The organism is Pseudomonas sp. CCC4.1 (genome assembly GCF_035019225.1).
Lineage (GTDB): Bacteria > Pseudomonadota > Gammaproteobacteria > Pseudomonadales > Pseudomonadaceae > Aquipseudomonas > Aquipseudomonas bubulae.
The window spans coordinates 53,157-72,616 of record NZ_JASJWL010000021.1; the positions used below are offsets into that span (position 1 = coordinate 53,157).

General features: G+C 60.2%; 18 protein-coding genes. 9 read left to right on the plus strand and 9 right to left on the minus strand.

Going from position 1 to position 19,460, the window contains the following annotated elements; translation table 11 throughout:
* Positions 1 to 191 precede the first annotated feature (191 nt).
* Positions 192 to 1,538, minus strand: coding sequence for an ATP-binding protein (locus tag QN377_RS11130; RefSeq protein WP_095019415.1), 1,347 nt, complete (start codon positions 1,536 to 1,538; stop codon positions 192 to 194).
* Positions 1,535 to 2,212, minus strand: a complete 678-nt coding sequence (locus tag QN377_RS11135; RefSeq protein ID WP_322213354.1) for a response regulator — start codon at positions 2,210 to 2,212, stop codon at positions 1,535 to 1,537. The genes QN377_RS11130 and QN377_RS11135 overlap by 4 nt, the downstream gene beginning before the upstream one ends.
* 132 nt (positions 2,213 to 2,344) lie before the next feature.
* Between QN377_RS11135 and QN377_RS11140 the strand changes: the two genes are divergently transcribed.
* The 3 genes from QN377_RS11140 to QN377_RS11150 all read left to right on the plus strand — a co-directional run bounded on the left by QN377_RS11140 (position 2,345) and on the right by QN377_RS11150 (position 6,236).
* Positions 2,345 to 3,070 carry a 4'-phosphopantetheinyl transferase family protein gene (locus QN377_RS11140; protein WP_095003055.1) on the plus strand — a complete coding sequence of 242 codons (726 nt, stop codon included), beginning with the start codon at positions 2,345 to 2,347 and terminating at the stop codon, positions 3,068 to 3,070.
* A gap of 73 nt (positions 3,071 to 3,143) precedes the next feature.
* A complete protein-coding gene (locus QN377_RS11145; RefSeq protein WP_095025580.1) occupies positions 3,144 to 4,898 on the plus strand; it encodes an ATP-binding protein in 1,755 nt (584 codons plus the stop codon).
* Positions 4,899 to 4,901: 3 nt separating this feature from the next.
* On the plus strand, positions 4,902 to 6,236 hold the full coding sequence (locus QN377_RS11150) for a sigma-54-dependent transcriptional regulator (protein ID WP_095019414.1): 1,335 nt from the start codon (positions 4,902 to 4,904) through the stop codon (positions 6,234 to 6,236).
* Between the two features lie 49 nt (positions 6,237 to 6,285).
* Here the strand turns inward: QN377_RS11150 and QN377_RS11155 are convergent, their stop codons facing one another.
* The gene (locus QN377_RS11155) at positions 6,286 to 7,803 is read right to left on the minus strand and encodes an MDR family MFS transporter (protein ID WP_095025571.1); all 1,518 of its coding nucleotides are present in this window, start codon (positions 7,801 to 7,803) and stop codon (positions 6,286 to 6,288) included.
* Positions 7,804 to 7,860: 57 nt separating this feature from the next.
* Positions 7,861 to 9,045: a 4-hydroxybenzoate 3-monooxygenase gene (pobA, locus tag QN377_RS11160; RefSeq protein WP_322213357.1), complete on the minus strand. Its 1,185-nt coding sequence runs from the start codon at positions 9,043 to 9,045 to the stop codon at positions 7,861 to 7,863.
* A gap of 173 nt (positions 9,046 to 9,218) precedes the next feature.
* Here pobA and QN377_RS11165 point away from each other — a divergent pair, with 173 nt between their 5' ends.
* Positions 9,219 to 10,100 (plus strand): helix-turn-helix domain-containing protein, encoded by an 882-nt coding sequence (locus QN377_RS11165; RefSeq protein WP_095019411.1) that lies wholly within the window; start codon positions 9,219 to 9,221, stop codon positions 10,098 to 10,100.
* Between the two features lie 387 nt (positions 10,101 to 10,487).
* On the opposite strand, the gene QN377_RS11170 is transcribed toward QN377_RS11165, so the two are convergent.
* Complete coding sequence (locus QN377_RS11170; protein WP_095024300.1) at positions 10,488 to 11,393, minus strand: LysR family transcriptional regulator; 906 nt, start codon at positions 11,391 to 11,393, stop codon at positions 10,488 to 10,490.
* A 112-nt stretch (positions 11,394 to 11,505) separates the two neighbouring features.
* Here QN377_RS11170 and QN377_RS11175 point away from each other — a divergent pair, with 112 nt between their 5' ends.
* Both QN377_RS11175 and QN377_RS11180 read left to right on the plus strand, forming a co-directional pair.
* Complete coding sequence (locus QN377_RS11175; RefSeq protein WP_133144858.1) at positions 11,506 to 12,390, plus strand: MBL fold metallo-hydrolase; 885 nt, start codon at positions 11,506 to 11,508, stop codon at positions 12,388 to 12,390.
* Between the two features lie 29 nt (positions 12,391 to 12,419).
* Complete coding sequence (locus QN377_RS11180) at positions 12,420 to 13,037, plus strand: NAD(P)-dependent oxidoreductase (RefSeq protein WP_322213362.1); 618 nt, start codon at positions 12,420 to 12,422, stop codon at positions 13,035 to 13,037.
* 3 nt (positions 13,038 to 13,040) lie between these two features.
* Here the strand turns inward: QN377_RS11180 and QN377_RS11185 are convergent, their stop codons facing one another.
* Together QN377_RS11185 and QN377_RS11190 are read right to left on the minus strand one after the other, a co-directional pair.
* On the minus strand, positions 13,041 to 14,093 hold the full coding sequence (locus tag QN377_RS11185) for a Fic family protein (RefSeq protein ID WP_322213364.1): 1,053 nt from the start codon (positions 14,091 to 14,093) through the stop codon (positions 13,041 to 13,043).
* A gap of 141 nt (positions 14,094 to 14,234) precedes the next feature.
* Positions 14,235 to 15,119 carry a LysR substrate-binding domain-containing protein gene (locus QN377_RS11190; protein WP_095003046.1) on the minus strand — a complete coding sequence of 295 codons (885 nt, stop codon included), beginning with the start codon at positions 15,117 to 15,119 and terminating at the stop codon, positions 14,235 to 14,237.
* Between the two features lie 111 nt (positions 15,120 to 15,230).
* Here QN377_RS11190 and QN377_RS11195 point away from each other — a divergent pair, with 111 nt between their 5' ends.
* Positions 15,231 to 16,862 (plus strand): 5-guanidino-2-oxopentanoate decarboxylase, encoded by a 1,632-nt coding sequence (locus QN377_RS11195; RefSeq protein WP_315265942.1) that lies wholly within the window; start codon positions 15,231 to 15,233, stop codon positions 16,860 to 16,862.
* On the opposite strand, the gene QN377_RS11200 is transcribed toward QN377_RS11195, so the two are convergent.
* Positions 16,857 to 17,786 carry an AraC family transcriptional regulator gene (locus QN377_RS11200; RefSeq protein WP_095003044.1) on the minus strand — a complete coding sequence of 310 codons (930 nt, stop codon included), beginning with the start codon at positions 17,784 to 17,786 and terminating at the stop codon, positions 16,857 to 16,859. The two genes, QN377_RS11195 and QN377_RS11200, sit on opposite strands and share 6 nt — an antisense overlap.
* A gap of 319 nt (positions 17,787 to 18,105) precedes the next feature.
* Here QN377_RS11200 and QN377_RS11205 point away from each other — a divergent pair, with 319 nt between their 5' ends.
* Together QN377_RS11205 and QN377_RS11210 are read left to right on the plus strand one after the other, a co-directional pair.
* Entirely contained in the window at positions 18,106 to 18,420 is a 315-nt protein-coding gene (locus QN377_RS11205; RefSeq protein ID WP_095003043.1) for a putative quinol monooxygenase, read from the plus strand.
* A 34-nt stretch (positions 18,421 to 18,454) separates the two neighbouring features.
* The gene (locus QN377_RS11210; protein ID WP_095003042.1) at positions 18,455 to 18,688 is read left to right on the plus strand and encodes a hypothetical protein; all 234 of its coding nucleotides are present in this window, start codon (positions 18,455 to 18,457) and stop codon (positions 18,686 to 18,688) included.
* On the opposite strand, the gene QN377_RS11215 is transcribed toward QN377_RS11210, so the two are convergent.
* Entirely contained in the window at positions 18,689 to 19,309 is a 621-nt protein-coding gene (locus tag QN377_RS11215; RefSeq protein ID WP_095003041.1) for a flavin reductase family protein, read from the minus strand.
* Positions 19,310 to 19,460 lie beyond the last annotated feature (151 nt).

Genomic DNA, 19,460 nt, shown 5'->3' on the forward strand with positions numbered 1-19,460 from the left:
GCAAGCCGTGGGCCACATTGCGCAAATGCCGCGCAATAGCCTATGGCGCCTGAGTTTGAAGGAAAATTCTTATATATTTTGCAGGTCAGGGTTTGGCGGAATTCCGCCCATTGGGCGTGTTGAAACGCAGAAGGTGGCGGATATCCGCCTGAACCCCACGTACTCCCGTAGCAGCTACCAGGGTTCGTCGATTAGCCCGCCGGGAAATAAATCCTGAACGCCGCGCCGCCCAACGAGGAATCTTCCAGGGTCAAGGTGGCGTCATAGCTTTCAATGATGTCCTTGACCACCGCCAGACCAATGCCCTGCCCCGGATGCTGGCGGTCAAGCCGTTCGCCGCGCTGCAGGATGCGCGCACGCTGATCCGGCGGCACTCCAGGACCGTCATCTTCGACGCAGACCTCAATGCCGTGAACGTTACGGTGCAGGCTGATACGTACCTGGCTCAAGCACAGCCTGTAGGCGTTTTCCAGCAAGTTGCCCAGTAATTCCAACAAGGCATTCTGCTCGATCGGCACATGGCTCAGCTCAGGGATGTCGTAGCTGACCTTGACCCCCTTGTCGCGATAGACCTTGTCCAGCGTATTGCACAAGCTCTGTACCACCGGCAGCAGTTCGACCTGGTGACGTACCAGACCACTCTTGCGCAAGCTGGCACGCTGCAACTGATAGCCGATTTGCTGGTTCATGCGCTCGATCTGGCTTTGCAGGACCCAGGCCTGTTCACGGTCAGCCGGGCGCTGGGCCATGCTTTCGCTCACGCCCTGCAATACCGCCAGCGGGGTTTTCAGGCTGTGGGCCAGGTCATCAAGAGAATCGCGATAACGTGAGCGCTGTTCGCGCTCGCTTTGCAGCAAGCGGTTCAACGAGCCGGTCAGGCGCAGCAGCTCACGCGGGTGCTGCTCGCTGAGGCTGTCGCGCTCGCCGGTTTCGATTTCATCCAGTTCCTGACTCAAACGTCGCAAGGCACGTAACCCCCACGTCAGACCAATCCATAGCAATGCCAGCAGCACAATCAAAGCTGCGCCGAACCCCAGATAAAGATTTTCCCGCAGGCCTTCCAGTGTGCGGTTGTATTCGCGCATCGGTTGCAGGGCGACAAAGCTGAAGGCAGCACTTTTGCCACCGAGCAACTTGACCTCTACGTCGTAGACAAAAAACTCTTCGCCGTTATCTTCGCGAATACTTGCAAACTCGTTGCCGCGCCCGTCATAGCGCGGCCGGTAATTGATGGTTTCTTCCTGAGTGGCCCGCGAGCGCCACACCAGGTGCCCGTCGCGGTCATAGATATAACCCAGCAGGCGACTGTCCGGCAGATCGAACTGCTCATCGGGCAGCAACGCCGGCATCTTGAGGCGGTTCTTTTCCATCTTTGCCGCTGAAATCAGCGTGGTGACATCTGACGCCAGGCGCTGCTCTATGGCGTCCTTGAGCGCCAGACTGAACGCTCCCTGCATCGCCGGCAACAGCGCCAGCATAAACAACACGGCCAACAGGGTTGCCGCCAGCATCAATCGAACGCGAAGCGAACGAATCATCGGCAGCGCTCAGTAAACAAGTACCCCAGGCCGCGCACCGTATCGATTGGCTTAAAGCCGTTTGCCCCCTCCAGCTTGCGTCGCAGGCGCCCGACCAGCACCTCGATCACATTCGGATCACGCTCCTCGTCATCCGGGTACAGCTGTTCCATCAGTCGGTCCTTGGCCACCACTTGCTGGTGATGGCGCATCAGGTATTCAAGAATCCGGTATTCATAAGCGGTCAGCGCCAGCGGCTCGCCGTCGAGCACCGCCTGCTTGCGGTTGATGTCGAGCACCAGCGCCCCCGCCACTATCGTCGGCTGGATAAAGCCACTGGAGCGGCGCAGCAAGGCATTGAGCCGCGCATCCAGCTCTTCGAACTGAAAGGGCTTGACCACATAGTCGTCAGCGCCCGCTGCCAGCCCTTCGACCTTGTCCTGCCAATTGCCACGGGCGGTGAGAATCAGGATCGGAAACGTCTTGCCCCGGGCACGCAACTGGCGAATCAGTTCCAGGCCACCTAGCCCCGGCAAACCCAGGTCAATCATCGCCAGGTCATGATTGAACTGTTCGGTCTGGTACAGCGCCTCTTCGGCATTGGCCACCGCTTCGACCACATGGCCACTTTCTGTCAGACGGGTTTGCAAGTGATGGCGCAGCAACGCCTCATCTTCAACCACCAGCAATTTCATCGCGCTCTCCCAAGCCAATCCGCGTCTCGAAGGACGTGTGTCCCATACAGCCTAGCCACACAGTAAGTTGTGTGCCCTGAACATACTCTGAACAATTGCACAGCCGGGCCAAGCCCCGGCACAATGCCCGGCATGAACCGACTCCCCGCCCTGCCTGCCTGCTGCACGCCATTGCGTGACGACTGGCCCTTGCCAGAGGTCCTGCCCGCCAGTGTGTGGCTGAGCACAGACTTTATCCCGGCACAGCTTGAAGACGACGACTTTGCCCGCAGTGCAATCGATATGCCTGCGAGTATTCAACGCTCAGTGGCCAAACGCCAAGCCGAATTTCTGGCCGGGCGCCTGTGCGCCCGCGCAGCGCTGCGGCAACTGGATGGCACTTGCGTGGCTCCCGGCCTGGGTGAAGACCGCGCGCCCGTGTGGCCAGACCATATCAGCGGCGCCATCACCCACAGTAACGGCCGCGCCGGGGCACTGGTAGCCTTTAAACGTGACTGGCAGGCCCTGGGCATCGACCTGGAAACCCTGCTCAGTCTCGAACGCGCCAGGCGCCTGGCCAAGGAAATCCTTACTCCCGATGAGCTTGTGCGTATGGCCGCCGGGCCTGCAGATCAGATTGCGCTGCTGGTCACCTTGACGTTTTCGGTCAAGGAAAGCCTGTTCAAGGCGCTATACCCGCTGGTGCAAAAACGCTTCTACTTTGAACACGCCGAAGTGTTGAACTGGACCCCCCAAGGGCATGTACGCCTGCGCCTGCTCACCGACTTGTCACCTGAGTGGCAACATGGCAGTGAGCTGGATGCGCAGTTTTGCCTGCTGGACGGGCAACTGCTCAGCGTGGTGGCGATAAAAGCCTGACCCCGTTGCCCTGTGGCCGCGGGATACGCCCGCCATGCTATCGTGCGCGCCCCTGTTCGAACGGTTTGCCACCATGCCTGTGACGTCTCGCGCCCTGCGTCTGGCGCTGTATTGCCTGTTGATCCTGGCCGGAGCCATTCTGGCTGGCGGCTGGGCGATGCGTCAGGCCAAACAGCACGCACTGGAAGAGAGCGCCAGGCGCGGGCCTGAACAATTGAGCCTGTATGCCAATTCGCTGTACACGGTGATCGAACGCTATCGCGCCCTGCCAGCCGTACTGGCACTGGACCCGGAGTTGTCGGACGCACTGGCGCACCCCATGACGCCGCAGGTGCAGGCGCTGCTCAACCGCAAGCTGGAACGTATCAACGGTGCAGCACAATCTTCGACACTGGAGTTGCTCGACAGCACCGGCCTGGCAGTAGCCGCCAGCAACTGGAACACGTCCAATAGTTACGTCGGTCACAACTACGCGTTCCGCCCGTATTTCAGCCAGACACGCAGCCAGGGTACCGGCAGCTTTTATGCCGTGGGCGTAACCAGCGGCATACCGGGTTACTTTATGTCCAGCGCGGTACAGGGTGCCGACGGCCGGTTTCTGGGCGCCATGGTGGTCAAACTGGAGTTTCCGGAACTGGAGCGCGAGTGGAGCCACGGCAGCGACACGCTGCTGGTCAGTGACAACCGGGGCATTGTATTTATTGCCAATCAGCCCGGCTGGCGCTATCGCCACCTGCGCGAGCTGAACGACCGCGACCGCAGCGCCATCAGCGTGACGCGACAATACGACAAGCAACCGCTAACGCTGATGACCTCGCAGACCTTGCACAGTTTTGGTGACAACAGCTACCTGAGCCGCGTCAATGGCCCGCAGGGCCAGGCCGACTACCTGTGGGGCTCGCAACCCCTGAACATCGAGGGCTGGACGCTGCACTTGCTGCGTCGCCCGGCAATACCGGCCGAAGACAGCCGCAATGCCGCCCTGGCGGCAATCGGCCTGTGGCTGACGCTGGTATTTCTGGGGCTGTTTTTACTCCAGCGCTGGCGGCTCGCCCGTTTGCGCCAGCGCAATCGGGCAGAACTTGAACAACTGGTCGAGGCCCGTACCCGGGATCTGCGCACCGCCCAGGATGGCCTGGTGCAATCCGCCAAACTGGCGGCGCTGGGGCAAATGTCAGCGGCGCTGGCCCATGAAATCAACCAGCCCCTCACCGCCCAGCGCATGCAGCTGGCGACCTTGCGCCTGTTGCTCGATCACGGTCGTATCGATGACGCCTACAAAGCCCTGGAACCCCTGGAGCAGATGCTCACACGTATGGCCGCCCTCACCGGCCACCTGAAAACCTACGCCAGGCAAAGCCCCAGCGGCCTGCGTGAAAAACTGGATCTGGCTAATGTGGTGGATCAGTCCCTGCAACTGCTGGAGCCGCGCCTGAAGGACGAACAGATCGACTTGCGCGTCAATCTGCAGCGTCCGGCCTGGGTGCGTGGCGACGCAATTCGCCTGGAGCAGGTACTGATCAACCTGCTGCGCAATGCCCTGGACGCCATGGGCGACAAACCGCGTAAACACCTTGAGATCCGTATCGAAGCCGACCAGCAACTGTGGCGCCTGACCGTCACTGACAGCGGCGGCGGAATTGCCGATGAATATTTGGGTAAAATTTTCGACCCGTTCTTCACCACCAAACCCGTGGGCGATGGATTAGGCTTGGGCCTGGCGGTGTCATACGCCATTGTTCATGAAATCGGTGGTCGCCTGACTGCTTGCAATCACGTTGATGGCGCGCAATTCACGCTGACACTGCCCATCGCACAGGAATCTTGAGACATGCTCAACTCGGTGATCGTGGTCGATGATGAGGCCAGTATTCGCAATGCCGTCGAACAGTGGCTGAGCTTGAGCGGCTTTGATGTGCAGCTTTTCAACAACGCCGAAGACTGTCTGCACCGGTTGCCTGCGCATTTTGCCGGAGTGATTGTCAGCGATGTGCGCATGCCGGGCATGGGCGGCCTGGCCCTGCTGACCCGGTTGCAGCAACTGGACGCGGATTTGCCGGTGATCTTGCTGACCGGCCATGGCGATGTACCCATGGCCGTGGAGGCCATGCGTGATGGTGCCTACGACTTTCTGGAAAAGCCCTTCAGCCCCGAAGCCCTGCTCAGCAGCCTGCGCCGCGCGCTGGAAAAGCGCCAACTGGTACTGGAAAACCGCCGCTTGCATGAGCAGGCAGACCTGCGTGAGCAGATCGACGGGCGCCTGCTTGGGGTATCGCGCAGCTTGCAGACCTTGCGCCGTCAGGTCCTGGAACTGGCGCCTCTGCCCGTCAATGTGTTGATTCGCGGCGAGACCGGCAGCGGCAAGGAGCTGGTCGCCCGCTGCCTGCATGATTTTGGCCCACGTGCCGACAAGCCCTTTGTGGCCCTCAACTGCTCGGCAATCCCCGAGCAACTGTTTGAAGCCGAATTGTTCGGCCATGAAAGCGGCGCCTTTACCGGCGCCCAGGGCAAGCGCATCGGCAAGCTGGAGTACGCCGATGGTGGCACCTTGTTTCTGGATGAAATCGAAAGCATGCCACTGGCCCAGCAAGCCAAACTGCTGCGAGTGCTGCAGGAGCAAAAACTCGAGCGTCTGGGCTCCAACCAGAGCATCAACGTGAACTTGCGGGTGGTTGCCGCCACCAAACCCGACCTGCTCGACGAAGCCCGCGCCGGACGCTTTCGTGAAGACCTGGCCTATCGCCTGACCGTGGCCGAATTACGCCTGGCGCCGCTGCGTGAGCGGCGCGAGGATATTCCCTTGTTGTACGACGCCTTTTCACGCAATGCCGCTGAACGCCTGGGGCGCAGTGCACAAGTGCTGAGCGGCCCGCAGCTGTCGCGTCTGCTCAGCCATGCCTGGCCAGGCAATGTGCGCGAGCTGGCCAACGTAGCCGAGCGGGATGTGCTGGGTTTGGGCGAGCCGCAATTGCCCGACACCGACGCGGGGCAATCACTGGTGGCGCAACAGGAAGCCTTCGAGGCGCAGTGCCTGCGCGCGGCGCTGACCCGGCATAAAGGTGATATCAAGGCAGTGCTCAATGAGCTGCAGCTGCCGCGACGTACCCTGAATGAGAAAATGCAACGCCACGGGTTGGCGCGTGAAGCATTTTTAAGTGCCGAATAAACCACCCCCCTGGCCTTTCGGGAGAGGGACGCGGGGCTTTTGTTCAGCCCTAGCGCGCCTTGTCCTCACGCCCGCGCAGTACCTGGTCGGGCATCGCCAGCGCCGCCGCCAGCCCCAGCAATGACACTGCCGCACTGATGCTCAACAGATGACGGAAGGTCAGCAGCAGTTCTGCTCTCAGGCTTTGCAGCGCCGGCCCCTGAACCGCGCTCAGACTGTCGAGCAGTACATTGCCCGAGCTGCCTTCGCCAATCAGCGGCTGGCCCATGACCGGTACCGGTAACGAGTCATGCAGCAATGCCAGCAGCAGGGCCGACATCAAGGCCACCCCCATCGCCCCGCCCAGGGCACGAAACAGGTTGGTGGTGCTGGTCGCCACGCCAATATCATGCTGTTGCACCGAGTTCTGCGCGCCCACCAGCGACGTCGGGAACTGCATGCCGGAAGCTATCCCGCTGAACAGCATAAACACCCCGCTCAACAACTCGGCGCCGGGCGGGCTGAATGCCATGCCCAAAATGGACAGGGGCATCAGCGCCGCCCCGCTCAAGATCATCGGTTTGTAGCGCCCGGTTACCGAAGTCATGCGACCGGCAAAATAAGCCCCCATCGGCAACCCGATGGCCAGCGGCAACAGGTGCAGGGCCGCGCTGTCGGCACCGGCGCCAGTGATGCTCTGATAGCGCAGCGGCATCAACACAATCAGCGAAATAGCCTGAAAACTGGTGAAAAATACCGTGCACCAGCACAGCACCGCATGGCGGTTGGCAAACAGGTGCATGGGCAGCAACGGCTCTGGCGTGCGCCGTTCATGCCAGACAAACAGCGCCAGGGCGATCAGCGCCACCACCAGAAAGCCTGCGACCTGCTGGTCACGCCAGCTTTGACCCTGACCGATAAAGGTGATGCTCAGCAGCAGTGAGGTCAGACCCAGGATCATCAGCATAGTGCCCAGGTAGTCAATCACGGGTTTGCGCTGCGGCACCGGCAGGCCGACCAGGGTACGGTGGGAGATCCACCAGGCCGCCAGCCCCAGCGGCAGGTTGATCAGGAATACCCAGCGCCATGACAGGTACTCGGTCATATAACCGCCCAGCACCGGCCCGGCAACGCTGGCCAGGGCATACATGCTGCTGAAGTACCCCTGGTAGCGGCCGCGTTCACGGGGCGGGACGATATCGCCGATGATCGCCTGGCTGACCGAAATCATCCCGCCGGCGCCAATGCCCTGAATGATCCGCGCCAGCACCAACTGCTCCATGTTCTGCGCCAGCCCGCAAAACAGCGAAGCCAGGGTAAACAGGCCCATGCCGAACAGCATCAGGCGGCGGCGCCCGTACAGGTCACCGAGCTTGCCGTAGATCGGCACCGCCACGGTCATGGCCACCATATAGCCGGAAATCACCCACGCCAGCTGGCTGACATCCTTGAACTGGGCGGAAATGGCGGGCATGGAGACGGCGACGATGGTCTGATCCAGCGCCCCCAGAAAAATCGCCAGCATCAGGGCAATCAAAATGCTGCGAATGGCCGGTTTGGCCTGGGGAGGCTGGTTCAGACTGGTCACGTGAACACCTGTAGGCGAAGCTTGTATCGGATGGCCCTCAGTGTACTCGATAGGATCCTATTCGATAGCTTCGTAAGGGAGCCCGACGTAATTTTCTGCAATGGTGGTGCGGCCTGCCTCGGAGTCGACGAAATACGCCAGCTCGCTGTCAGTAATGCGCTGGCTGAAGCCGTCGCTGTCCGGAAAACGGTGCAACATCGAGGTCATCCACCACGAGAAGCGCTCGGCCTTCCAGATACGCCGCAGGCACACCTCGGAATAGCGCTCCAGCAAGTCGGTGCGGCCCTCGGTGTAGACCTTGCACAACATATTGAACAGGGTGCTGACATCGCTGGCCGCCAGGTTCAAACCCTTGGCCCCGGTCAGCGGCACGATATGAGCGGCATCCCCCAGCAGAAACAGGCGCCCGTACTGCATCGGCTCAACGACAAAACTGCGTAGCGGCGCGATACTTTTCTCGAGGGAAGGCCCGGTCACCAGGCGTTCGGCCAGGGCCGTGGGCAGGCGGGTTTTCAGCTCGTCCCAGAAGCGCTGGTCGGACCAGTCCTCGACCTTCTCCCCAGCAGGAACCTGCAGGTAATAACGGCTACGGCTGGCCGAGCGCTGACTGCACAGGGCAAAACCGCGCTCGTGGCGGGCATACACCAGTTCGTCATTGACCGGTGGAGTGTCGGCCAATACACCGAGCCAGCCGAAGGGATACACCCGTTCGAAAATTTTCAGTACATCACTCGGAATCGACTGGCGCGCCACCCCGTGAAAACCATCGCAGCCAGCAATGTAATCGCAGTCCAGGCGCCAGCTTTCGCCCTCTTTATCGAAGGTGACATAAGGCGTATCGGTTTTCATATCGTGGGGCTGGACGTTGCTGGCGCTGTAAAGGGTTTGTGCGCCGACGGCCTCGCGAGCGTCCATCAGGTCGCGGGTGACTTCGGTCTGGCCATAGACCATCACGGTCTTGCCGCCGGTCAGGCCCTTGAGGTCGATATGCACCTGGCGATCATCCAGCGCCAGCTCAAAGCCCGCATGCACCAACCCTTCGGCGTCCATGCGCTGGCTGACACCGGCCTGGCGCAACAGGTCGACCATGCCCTGCTCCAGCACCCCGGCGCGAATCCGCCCGAGGACATATTCGCCGGTCTGGCGCTCGATAATGACGTTATCAATCCCGGCGTTGTGCAGCAGTTGGCCAAGCAGCAGCCCTGAAGGACCGGCACCGATAATAGCGACTTGAGTTCTCATTATTGTTGTCTCTCGCAGACTCGACCCCAAGGGGTGAGTAGATTCTTATAGGTTAGTGCCTGTATTTTTCGCTTGCGAGAGCAGCAATTGAAGGTGATAACCCTGGGATTACCGGTACTTTTCGCCAATCAGTGCGATTATCGGCCGACGATACGACAACAGGTACGACGCCAATGATTCCTTCAGTCCCGGTGTTCAAGCTTTATGGCGAGCAGCAAGACCGACTTGGCCCCGATCTGCTGCACTGCGAAACCATATCGCTGCGCAGCCGCGTCCACGATTGGGAGATCCGCCCGCACAGGCACGCCGACCTGTGCCAGTTGCTCTATGTCCACCAGGGTCGGGCGCAGGTTGAGGTCGAGGGGCAGCGCCATATCCTGGAGCAATCGGCGGTTCAGGTTATCCCGCCTTTGTGCGTGCACGGGTTTGAGTTTTCGCCCAACGTAGAAGGCTTTGTCCTGACCCTGGCCGCGCCGTTGGTGGCGCAGTTGCAAGCCCAGCTGGGCGACAACATCAGTCTGTTGCAGCGGGTCGCCAGTTACCCCGCAGGCAAGGACAGTGATTACCTCAACAACCTGTTCAGTGAGCTGCAAAGCGAATACGACAGCGTACGCCCTGCCCGCGAAATGCTGCTGCAGTCGCTGGTCAGCGTGCTGTTGGTGTGGGTGGCACGCCAGGTGCTCCAGCGGCGTGAGGCGCGACAGTTGCTACCACGGGGGCACGAGTATCTGGGCCTGTTCAATCAACGGGTCGAGGCGCAGTTTCGCCAGCAGCCCAGTGTTGAGCAGTTGGCACATCAGGTGGGGATTTCAGTGGCGCACTTGAACAGCATCTGCCGCGAGCTGGCGGGACAGTCGGCGTTGCAGATCATTCACCAGCGGTTGTTATTGGAGGCCAAGCGTCATTTGATTTATACACCGATGACCATCAGCGAAGTGGCTGATAGCCTGGGTTTTGCAGATCCGGCGTACTTTGCGCGGTTTTTCCGACGCCTGAGTGGGACATCACCCAGTACTTTTCGAACCGGGCGGACTGACATAATCAGCCCGCCCTGACACTCCGGGGCATCCTACCTCAGAGCGCTGAACATGGCATTGCAGTGCGCGCCATTGCAACTGGCGATCAATCCGGCTGCCTGGCGGGTTTGCTCGGCGCGGTAGCAAGCGCTTGCAAACAGGACAGCGGCAGCGAAAACGATAAAAACAGTCATACATGTTGTTTTTGTTTTGGTAGTCATGGCATTGGCTCCCTTGACGTCACAGCTTTGAGGCTAGTTCAGACACAGGTTCTTGCCATGCCAGTTGTACGAGTGGTCGTGCCCGATTTCATCCTTCAAATGGACTAGACATGTAATTCCTGTAGCCGCTGCAGCGAGGGAAAACTGCACTTGTGGGAGCGAGCAGGCTCGTTCCCACAATAGGGCTTGATCTGCAACAGCGTATCTATAGATATTTATCCCACACCGGTTCGTCGGTAAAGCGCTCGGCGAGGAAGTCGAGCATGCTGCGCAGCGTGGCCGGCATATGTTTACGTGAGGCGTACACCGCGTAGATGTTCATCAGGCGCGGTTCTGCTTCGGGCAACAGGCGCACCAGCTCACCGCGCTGTACAAACACCCCGGCCTGATAGCTGGGCAGCAGCGAAATTCCCGCGCCAGCCAGTGTGGCACTCAACAGGGTGCTGGCTTCATTGGCGCTGATATTGCCCTGCACCGGTACCGACACCTCCTCACCCTCGCAGGTGAAATGCCACATGCTCTTGCCGTAGTAGGAATGGGTCAGGCAGTTGTGCCCACTAAGGTCATCGACCTGCTGCGGCGCCGAGTGTTGGCGTAAATAGGCCGGGGATGCGCACAGCACCGAGCGACAAACGGTCAGCTTGCGGGCAATCAGGCTCGGATCCAGGTCATTGCTGGTACGAATTGCCAGGTCGATGCGTTCATCCACCAGGTTCACGGTACGATCGAGCATCTGCAGGTCGATGCTGACCTGGGGGTAAAGCCGTACGTAGTCGGTGACTGCCGCCGCCAATTGCGCCTGGCCGAACGAGGTGCTGACGCTGATCCGCAACAGCCCCCGCGGCGCATCACTGGGCACCTCCACCGCGGCCTGCATGTCGTCGGCCAGTTCCAGCAACTGCCGGCAGCGCGGCAGGGTTTCATTGCCCGCTGCCGTCAGACTCAGCTTGCGCGTGGTGCGGTGCATCAGGCGTGCGCCCACCCACTCTTCAAGTTCGGCCAGGTAACGCGACACCACGGGGCGCGACAGATCCAGGTGGTCGGCTGCCGCAGACTGGCTACCGAGGTCGACGACGGTGACAAACACCCGCATTGCAATAAGACGATCCATGATCTGCCCGATATCTGAAACAAACTATGTTCAAGCATCGCATTTTTAGTTCGCGATCGGGCAACTAAGCTCTGTCCATCGCCAACCCTGGCCACTGATTCAGGAATCACCCATGAGCGGATTTTCCACCCTTCGCCGTTTTGCCCTCAGCGCTGCAATGCTGGGTTTTGCAGCCCATGCGGCGGCAGCCCCGGCGCCTTTGACCCTTGACGTGTACAACCCCGGTGCAGCGGCGATTTTCCCGGTTTCTTCGGTGCTGATCAGTGGTGACAAGGACGCCATCCTGGTCGATGTCCAATTTGGCAAGGCCCAGGCCCGCCAGGTGGTCGACAAGATTCGCGCCAGCGGCAAACACCTGACCACCATCTATATCAGCCACGGCGACCCGGACTACTACTTCGGCCTGGAGACCCTGACCCAGGCGTTCCCTGACGCCAAGGTGGTGGCCCCGGGGCCGGTGGTTGAGCATATCAACCAGACCAAAGACGCCAAGCTGGCGTTCTGGGGCCCGCAGATGGGGGCCGATATGCCGCAACAGTTGATCGTGCCGCAGGTGCTCAAGGGCAACACCCTGGACCTTGAAGGGCGTGAACTGGATATCGTCGGCCTGAGCGGACGTCAACCGGACCGCACCTTTGTATGGATCCCTTCCATCAAGGCGGTGGTGGGCGGAGTGGTAGTGGCCGACAACCTGCACGTATGGATGGCCGACACCCAGACACCGCAATCGCACAAGCAATGGCTGGCCACCCTTAAACGTATCGACAGCCTGCAACCGAAAATCGTGGTACCGGGCCATTACCTGGGTGACAGCGACCGCTCGTTGAAAGCGGTGTACTTCACCCGCGACTACATCAAGGCGTTTGACGAAGAGGCGCTCAAGGCCCGCAACTCGGGCGAATTGATAGCGGCCATGAAAAAACGCTACCCGGACCTGGGCGAAGAATCTTCGCTGGAACTGAGTGCCAAGGTGGCCAAAGGCGAAATGAAGTGGTGAACGCTACTACCTACTCACTGGAGAATATCATGAGCAAAATCGCAATCATCGGGGCTACCGGTCGTGCCGGCAGCCAACTGCTGGAAGAAGCCCTGCGTCGTGGTCACAGCGTCACGGCCATTGCCCGCAATGCCTCGAAAAAACTGGGTGAGCGTACGGGAGTGGTGGTCAAGGATGTCGATGTCAACAACGCCCAGGCCCTGCAAGATGCCGTCACTGGCCATGATGTGGTGCTCAGCGCCGCGCATTTCTCGACCCTGCCGGCCTCGGCCATTATCGAGCCGGTAAAAAAAGCCGGGGTCAAACGCCTGCTGTTTGTGGGCGGTGCAGGCTCACTGTTGCTGCCGGGTGACACCAAAGTCATCGACAGCCCGGGCTTCCCCGACGAATACCGGCCTGAAGCCACGGCAGGCGGCGTCTACCTCGACACCTTGCGCGGCGAAAAAGACCTGGACTGGAGCTTCCTGTCACCCTCGGCCGAATTTGTCGAAGGCGAACGCACGGGCAAGTTCCGTCTGGGCAGCGACTGCCTGCTGATCAACAGCGAAGGCAAAAGCTGGATCAGCTTCGCCGACTTTGCCATCGCCATGCTCGATGAGGTCGAACAGCCCAAGCATTCCCGCCAGCGCTTTACGGTGGGGTATTAAGTTTCAGGGTACGGGGCGATTGCGCCATTTCGCGCTTCGCCCCTTGCCGGTGGACTCAATCAAACCTTCGGATTTCAAAGCGCGTAACACCAGGCGCACCGTGTCTCGGCTCGTACCGGGGCATGCCTGCTCAATCTCGCTGATTGAAAAGGGCAGTGAACGGTTCAGTACGGCTATGCGAACGCGGCTGCTCTTGTTACCGTACTTTTTCTCGATGGTTCCAACCCGCGCTTCAAACTCTTTATAGGCTTTGATCAGCGCGCCCCAAAAGTAATTGAGCCAAGGCCCTGCATCGTGAGTGCCTGAATGCCAATTAACAGAGCTGGCCTCCAGGGTTTCGTAATAGCTCTCCTTGCTGTCTTCAAAAATCCGCTCAAGGCTGATGAAACGGCCTACGACGTAATCAAACTGATAGAGCAGCAAGAGAGTCAGCAGGCGTGCAACGCGACCGTTGCCGTCTGCAAAGGGGTGGATACACAAAAATTCCAAAACACACAACGGAACCAAAACCAGTGGATCGGCAAGTTTTTGCTGATTTGCGCTGTAATAGCAGCTTAGCAGATCACTCATGGCCATCGGCGTCAGATGAGCGGGAGTGGGTGTGAATCTCACCCTGAGACTGCCATCAGGATGACGCTCGATGATGTCGTTGTTGGTTGATTTCCAGCTGCCTCCCTCTTGTGGCAAGTATCGATAAAGAATCGTATGTAACTGGCGTACCGTGCCTTCCGAGAAAGGCATGGCATCGCAGGCTTCGTGTATCAGCGACAGCGCATCCCGATAGCCGGCAACTTCCTGCTCGGAGCGACTTTTAGGCTGGGCATTTTTGATCATCAAGGATTTCAGGCGGCTGGGCGAAACGATTACGCCCTCCAGACGGCTGGATGATTCTGCGGACTCAATTACTGCCTGCTGCTTGAGATCTGCGAGCGCTTCTGCCGATTGGGCGACAAACAGCTTTTGCTTGCCCCTGTACTCGCCCAGCGCCCTCAGGGTTGAAAGCTGCAGGCCGTCAAAGCGAAGTTGGGTCAGATGTTCGACGGTGAGCGAGTGCATAAACGTCCTTAAATAGGGTAATCCAAAGGATTAAATGGGGCTTTATTGAGTGTTTTTACCCCATTTACTCAAGAAATACCCCCTTTAAACTGTTACAGCGATTTTTTCCGCACCAGGAGAATGGGCTGTATCGATACAGGGTTAATCCGTGCAGCGCGTCTGCTCCACCAGCCAGTCCAGCAACTCGCGCAACGGCGCCGACGCCTCGTGGCGTGGTGAGCACACCAGCAGGTAGGCGGCGCCGGTACGCACTTTGAAATCGAAAGGCATGGCCAGTCGGCCTGCCTTGAGGTCGTCGCCAATCAATGACCAGTCGCCTATCGCAACACCGTTGCCCTGGGCGGCAACGGTCATGGCCAGGTCCAGGGTGTCGAAGTACTGGCTCTTGCGGATCGCCGACACCTCGCCCCCCGCCGCATTCAGCCACTGGGTCCAGTCCTGCTGGTCTCGGCTGGGATGTAGCAGGGTGTGCTGCGTCAGATCGCCCAGCTGGTTGATGGCATCGCGACCCTCCAGCAGCTGCGGGGCACACACCGGGGTCAGTTGTTCGTCAAACAGGTGCCTGCCCTGTCGCTTGGGCCCTGGCTGCGGGCTGTACACCACTGCCGCATCAAACGCCTCACGGCGAAAATCCACCCCGTGCTGCACACTACTGGTCAGTTCCACCGGCACATCCGGGCGCAATGTTTGCCAATGCAGCAATTTGGGTAGCAGCCAGCGCAGCATGCAGGTGGGTGCCTTGATCTGCAGCGGGGTACGGCGAATGCTGGCGTATTCCACGGCCTCGCCAATCAGGTCGAATACCTGTTCGATACGCGGGTACAGCGCCTGGCCCTGCTCGGTCAGGCTCAGGCCACGGGCCTGGCGGTGGAACAGCGGGTAACCCAGATGCTCTTCCAGCCCGGCAATTTGTCGGCTCACCGCCCCTTGGGTGATATGCAACTGTTCGCCGGCACGGGTGAAGTTGCAGCACTGGGCCGTGATCAAAAACGTATGCAGCGCAGGAAGTGGTGGAAGGCGTTTCATCAATGGTCAGCCATGAGTCCAGGACATGGCTAGTATGAGCACGTTTGCGTTGTGCGTACCACAGCCGGCCGTTTCAATGGTCTTTTCCAGAACAAAAAAGGAACAGGACACATGGCGACGTGCGGCGAAGTATTGGTCAAGTTGCTGGAGGCGTACGGGGTCGAACAGGTGTTCGGCATTCCGGGAGTGCATACCGTTGAGCTGTATCGAGGGCTGGCCGGTTCGACGATCAACCACATCACCCCGCGTCATGAGCAGGGTGCTGGCTTTATGGCCGACGGCTATGCACGCACCAGCGGCAAACCGGGGGTGTGTTTTATCATCACCGGGCCGGGAATGACCAATATCACCACCGCAATGGGCCAGGCCTATGGCGACTCGATCCCGATGCTGGTGATTTCCAGTGTGCAGTCGCGCAGCCAACTGGGCGGCGGGCGCGGCAAGCTGCACGAGCTACCGAACCAGAGCGCGCTGGTGGCCGGGGTGGCGGCGTTTTCCCATACGCTGATGTCGGCGACGGAACTACCAGGCGTACTGGCCCGGGCCTTTGCCCTGTTTCAGGCCGGCCGACCGCGGCCGGTGCATATTGAAATACCTCTGGACGTGCTGGTGGAGAATGCCGACGCCCTGCTCGCCAGCCAACCGGTGAGCATTGCCCGCCCCGGCGCCGCGCCTGCTGCCATTGAACAGATGGGCCAGCTTCTGGCCCAGGCCAAACACCCGCTGATTCTGGCGGGTGGCGGCGCCATCGATGCAGCGCCAGCCCTGTTGCAACTGGCCGAGCGACTGGGCGCGCCGGTGGCCCTGACCATCAACGCCAAGGGCATACTGCCCTCCTCTCACCCGCTGTTGATCGGCTCGACCCAAACCCTGGTCGCCACCCGCGCGCTGGTGGCCGAAGCGGATGTGGTGCTGGCGATCGGCACCGAGTTGGCCGAGACCGATTACGATGTGACTTTTGCTGGCGGCTTCGAGATCCCGGGCGCGTTGCTGCGTATTGATATCGACCCGGACCAGACCGTACGCAATTACCCGCCGACCCTGGCGCTGGTGGCCGATGCCAACCTGGCGAGCGAGGCATTAGTGGCAAGTCTTGCGCAGTTGCCAGCACGGGATCCGCAGTGGGGCGCTGTGCGGGTCAGCCGTCTGCAGACGCAGTTGGCCACCGAATGGGATGCCCCGACCCGCGCCCAGACGCGTTTTTTGCAGGCGGTTTTCGATGTTCTACCGGATGCCGTGTGCGTCGGCGATTCGACTCAGCCGGTGTACACCGGCAACCTGACGTTTAACCCCGAGCAGCCACGGCGCTGGTTTAACTCCTCGACCGGCTACGGCACCCTCGGCTACGCCCTGCCCGCGGCAGTGGGGGCCTGGCTGGGGCGGCGGGCCAATGGCAAAACGGGTGGCCCGGTGCTGTGCCTGATAGGTGATGGCGGACTGCAATTTACCCTCGCCGAACTGGCCAGCGCAGTGGAAGCGCAAACCCCGATCATCGTACTGCTGTGGAATAACCAGGGCTATGGTGAGATCAAAAAATACATGCTCAATCGCGCCATCGAACCCGTGGGGGTCGATATCTACACCCCGGACTTTATCGCTGTGGCCAAGGCGCTGGGCTGCGCCGCGCAGGTGGTCGAGGGCGAGGCGCAATTGCGCGCCGCCCTGGCCAGTGCCGCCGACCGCCTGGGGCCAAGCGTGATTGAAATCGACGAGGCGCGCTGGCAAGAATTGCTGGCGCTATAGGCTCATGCGCAGGCGCGCCAGGTCTCGAACCGGGGGCGCGCCAAACTGGCGGCTGTACTCGCGGCTGAACTGCGACGGGCTTTCGTAACCCACACGGTAACCCGCCGCCGAGGCATCGAGCCCCTCGCTGAGCATCAGTCGCCGGGCTTCGTTGAGACGCAGCTGCTTTTGGTACTGCAACGGGCTCATGGCGGTCATGGCCTTGAACCTGTGGTGCAAGGTCGACACGCTGAGATTGGCTTCGCGCGCCAGGCTGTCGATACGAAGCGGCTGCTCAAAGTTGCCGTTAAGCCAGGAAATAGCTCGGCTGACGCGATGGTTCTGGCTGTTCTGGCTGGCGATTTCATACAAGCGATAGCCCTGGGGGCTGCGCAACAACCGATACAGAATCTCACGGCGAATCAATGGCGCCAGCATGGCAATGTCTTTGGGTGTGTCGAGCAGACGTGTCAGACGCAAGACTGCGTCGAGCATTGGCTGGTCTATAGGCTCAACATACAGCCCGCGCCCGGTGGGTCGCGACGGCACGCCCAGGGGGCCGGCATCGCTGATCAACGTGGTGATTTCCACCGGATCGATATCCAGACGCAAGGCCAGTACCGGGTGTTCGGGGGAGATTTCCAGCACCCGGCCACTGATCGGCATCGACACGGACACCACCAGATAATTGAGCGGGTCGTAGGCAAAGTACTCGTCCGCCAGACGCACCTCCTTGCGCCCCTGGGCCATGATGCACAGCGCGGGTTTTGGCAGGCTGGGAGCGAAATCGCTGGGATGACTGTGGCGCGACACAAACAGCGCGTCGACACCGGTGGTGAACGAACCGTCTTGCGGGGCATGGCGAAAAATCAGGTCAGCCAGTTCCACGCGCTGTTTTTCAAGCGCGGGCTCGAGCGCGGGTCGCGGCGGTTCCAGCAGTGACATGGGTTGCATCCTCATCAAAGCAACAGGGCAGGCACAGCTTAAGTTTGTGCAAGGCCAAGGGGTAGCTGATTTCTGTCGTTGTCTTGCCTGATCCTGTCATTGCCTGAAGGAACAGGCCTGCCCAAGCCGTTACAGACGCTTGACCTTGCTCGAAACCCTGATGAACTGGCCCTTTGCCCGATGATGCCATGAGGCAGCGGTTCGGTGCGCTTTTGCAGAATCGTGCAAGCCTGGGGCAGGAATCGACTAACGGCGTACAGGGGCCGGCCCCTAAGCTTTGAACCTCCCCCCAACACCACTTTGCTTTGTGGAGGCCTGCATGCCCCAGCTTAATGCCGTCAGTCATTTGACACTGGTTCGCGCCCGCGCAGGGTGTTCGGCCCGGGTCGAGGCTTGCCTGAGCCAGTTGATCGAACCGACGCTCCAGACCCCCGGCTGCCTGCACTTTGCCTTGCAGCATTGTGATAACGACCCGCAGCTGTGGCAGGTGGCGGGCTACTGGCAGGATGAACCCTCGATGCTCGCGTATTTCAATTCATCGCTTATGGAAATATACGGCGCGCTGGTGCACCAGCAAGTGGTGGACAGTCTCGATTTTCAGACCTTCAGCGATGTGGGCGGGCTGAACAGGTAGAATGCCGGTTTTTCCATAGGCCGGGAGTTGAAGCATGGCGCGTAAAGAATTTGCACAGTTTGAAGCGGTATCAGCTGTAGTTCCGGTTGAGCCCGGCGTTTATCACGCAGCGATTGCGGTCAAAGCCTTGTACGAAGGTGGAGCGCCGCGCTTTCACAAAATTCTCACCGAGCACACCTTCAAGACTGCGACCGCCGCCGATGCCGCCGCGGCCGAGCAACTTGAAGCCCTGCAAGGCGTCACTGATGACGCCGAACTGGTTTGGTAATCAGCGTGGGCGATGCATTTTGAACAGTGCTTCAGGGCCCAGCTGGAAGTAGTCCGCCGGGCCGCCACCACGCAGGATCGGTTCGGCGGCCGCGGTATCGTAAATCCCGTCCTTGAGCAGGTGCCTGGCAATATGCACCGCCACCACCTCCCCCAGAATCAGCCAGCTCGGCACCAGCTCCTTGTCTGCCCGTTGCAACTGAATGATCTGGGTGACCTTGCATTCGAACGACACCGGCGTCTCGGCCACCCGTGGCACGCTGATCACCCGTGACGGTACGGTGCTCAGCCCGGCCAGCTCGAACTCATTGACCTCGGGCCCAACCATGGCACAGCTCTGGTTCATGGCTTCGGCCAGCGGCCGGGTGGCGAGGTTCCAGACAAACTCGCCGGTTTGTTCAATGTTATTGAGACTGTCTTTGCGGCCCACACTGCAAAACCCGATGATCGGCGGGATGTAGTTGAACGCGTTGAAAAAACTGTAAGGCGCAAGGTTCAGACGGCCCTGGGCATCCTGTGACGAAATCCAGCCGATAGGTCGCGGGCCGACTATGGCATTGAACGGATCATGGGGCAGGCCGTGGCCCTGGGAAGGTTCATAGAAATGGATATCGTCATGCATGGGAAGTGTCCGCAAACGGCTGAGATAGAGGGCCTATAGTGCAAGGCATTTGCCGGGATTACAAAAGCTTGCGAGGTTTTGTAGCAACTGCCGTAGGAACACTGCAACTGTGGGAGCGAGCCTGCTCGCGAAGGTCGTTCGCGAGCAGGCT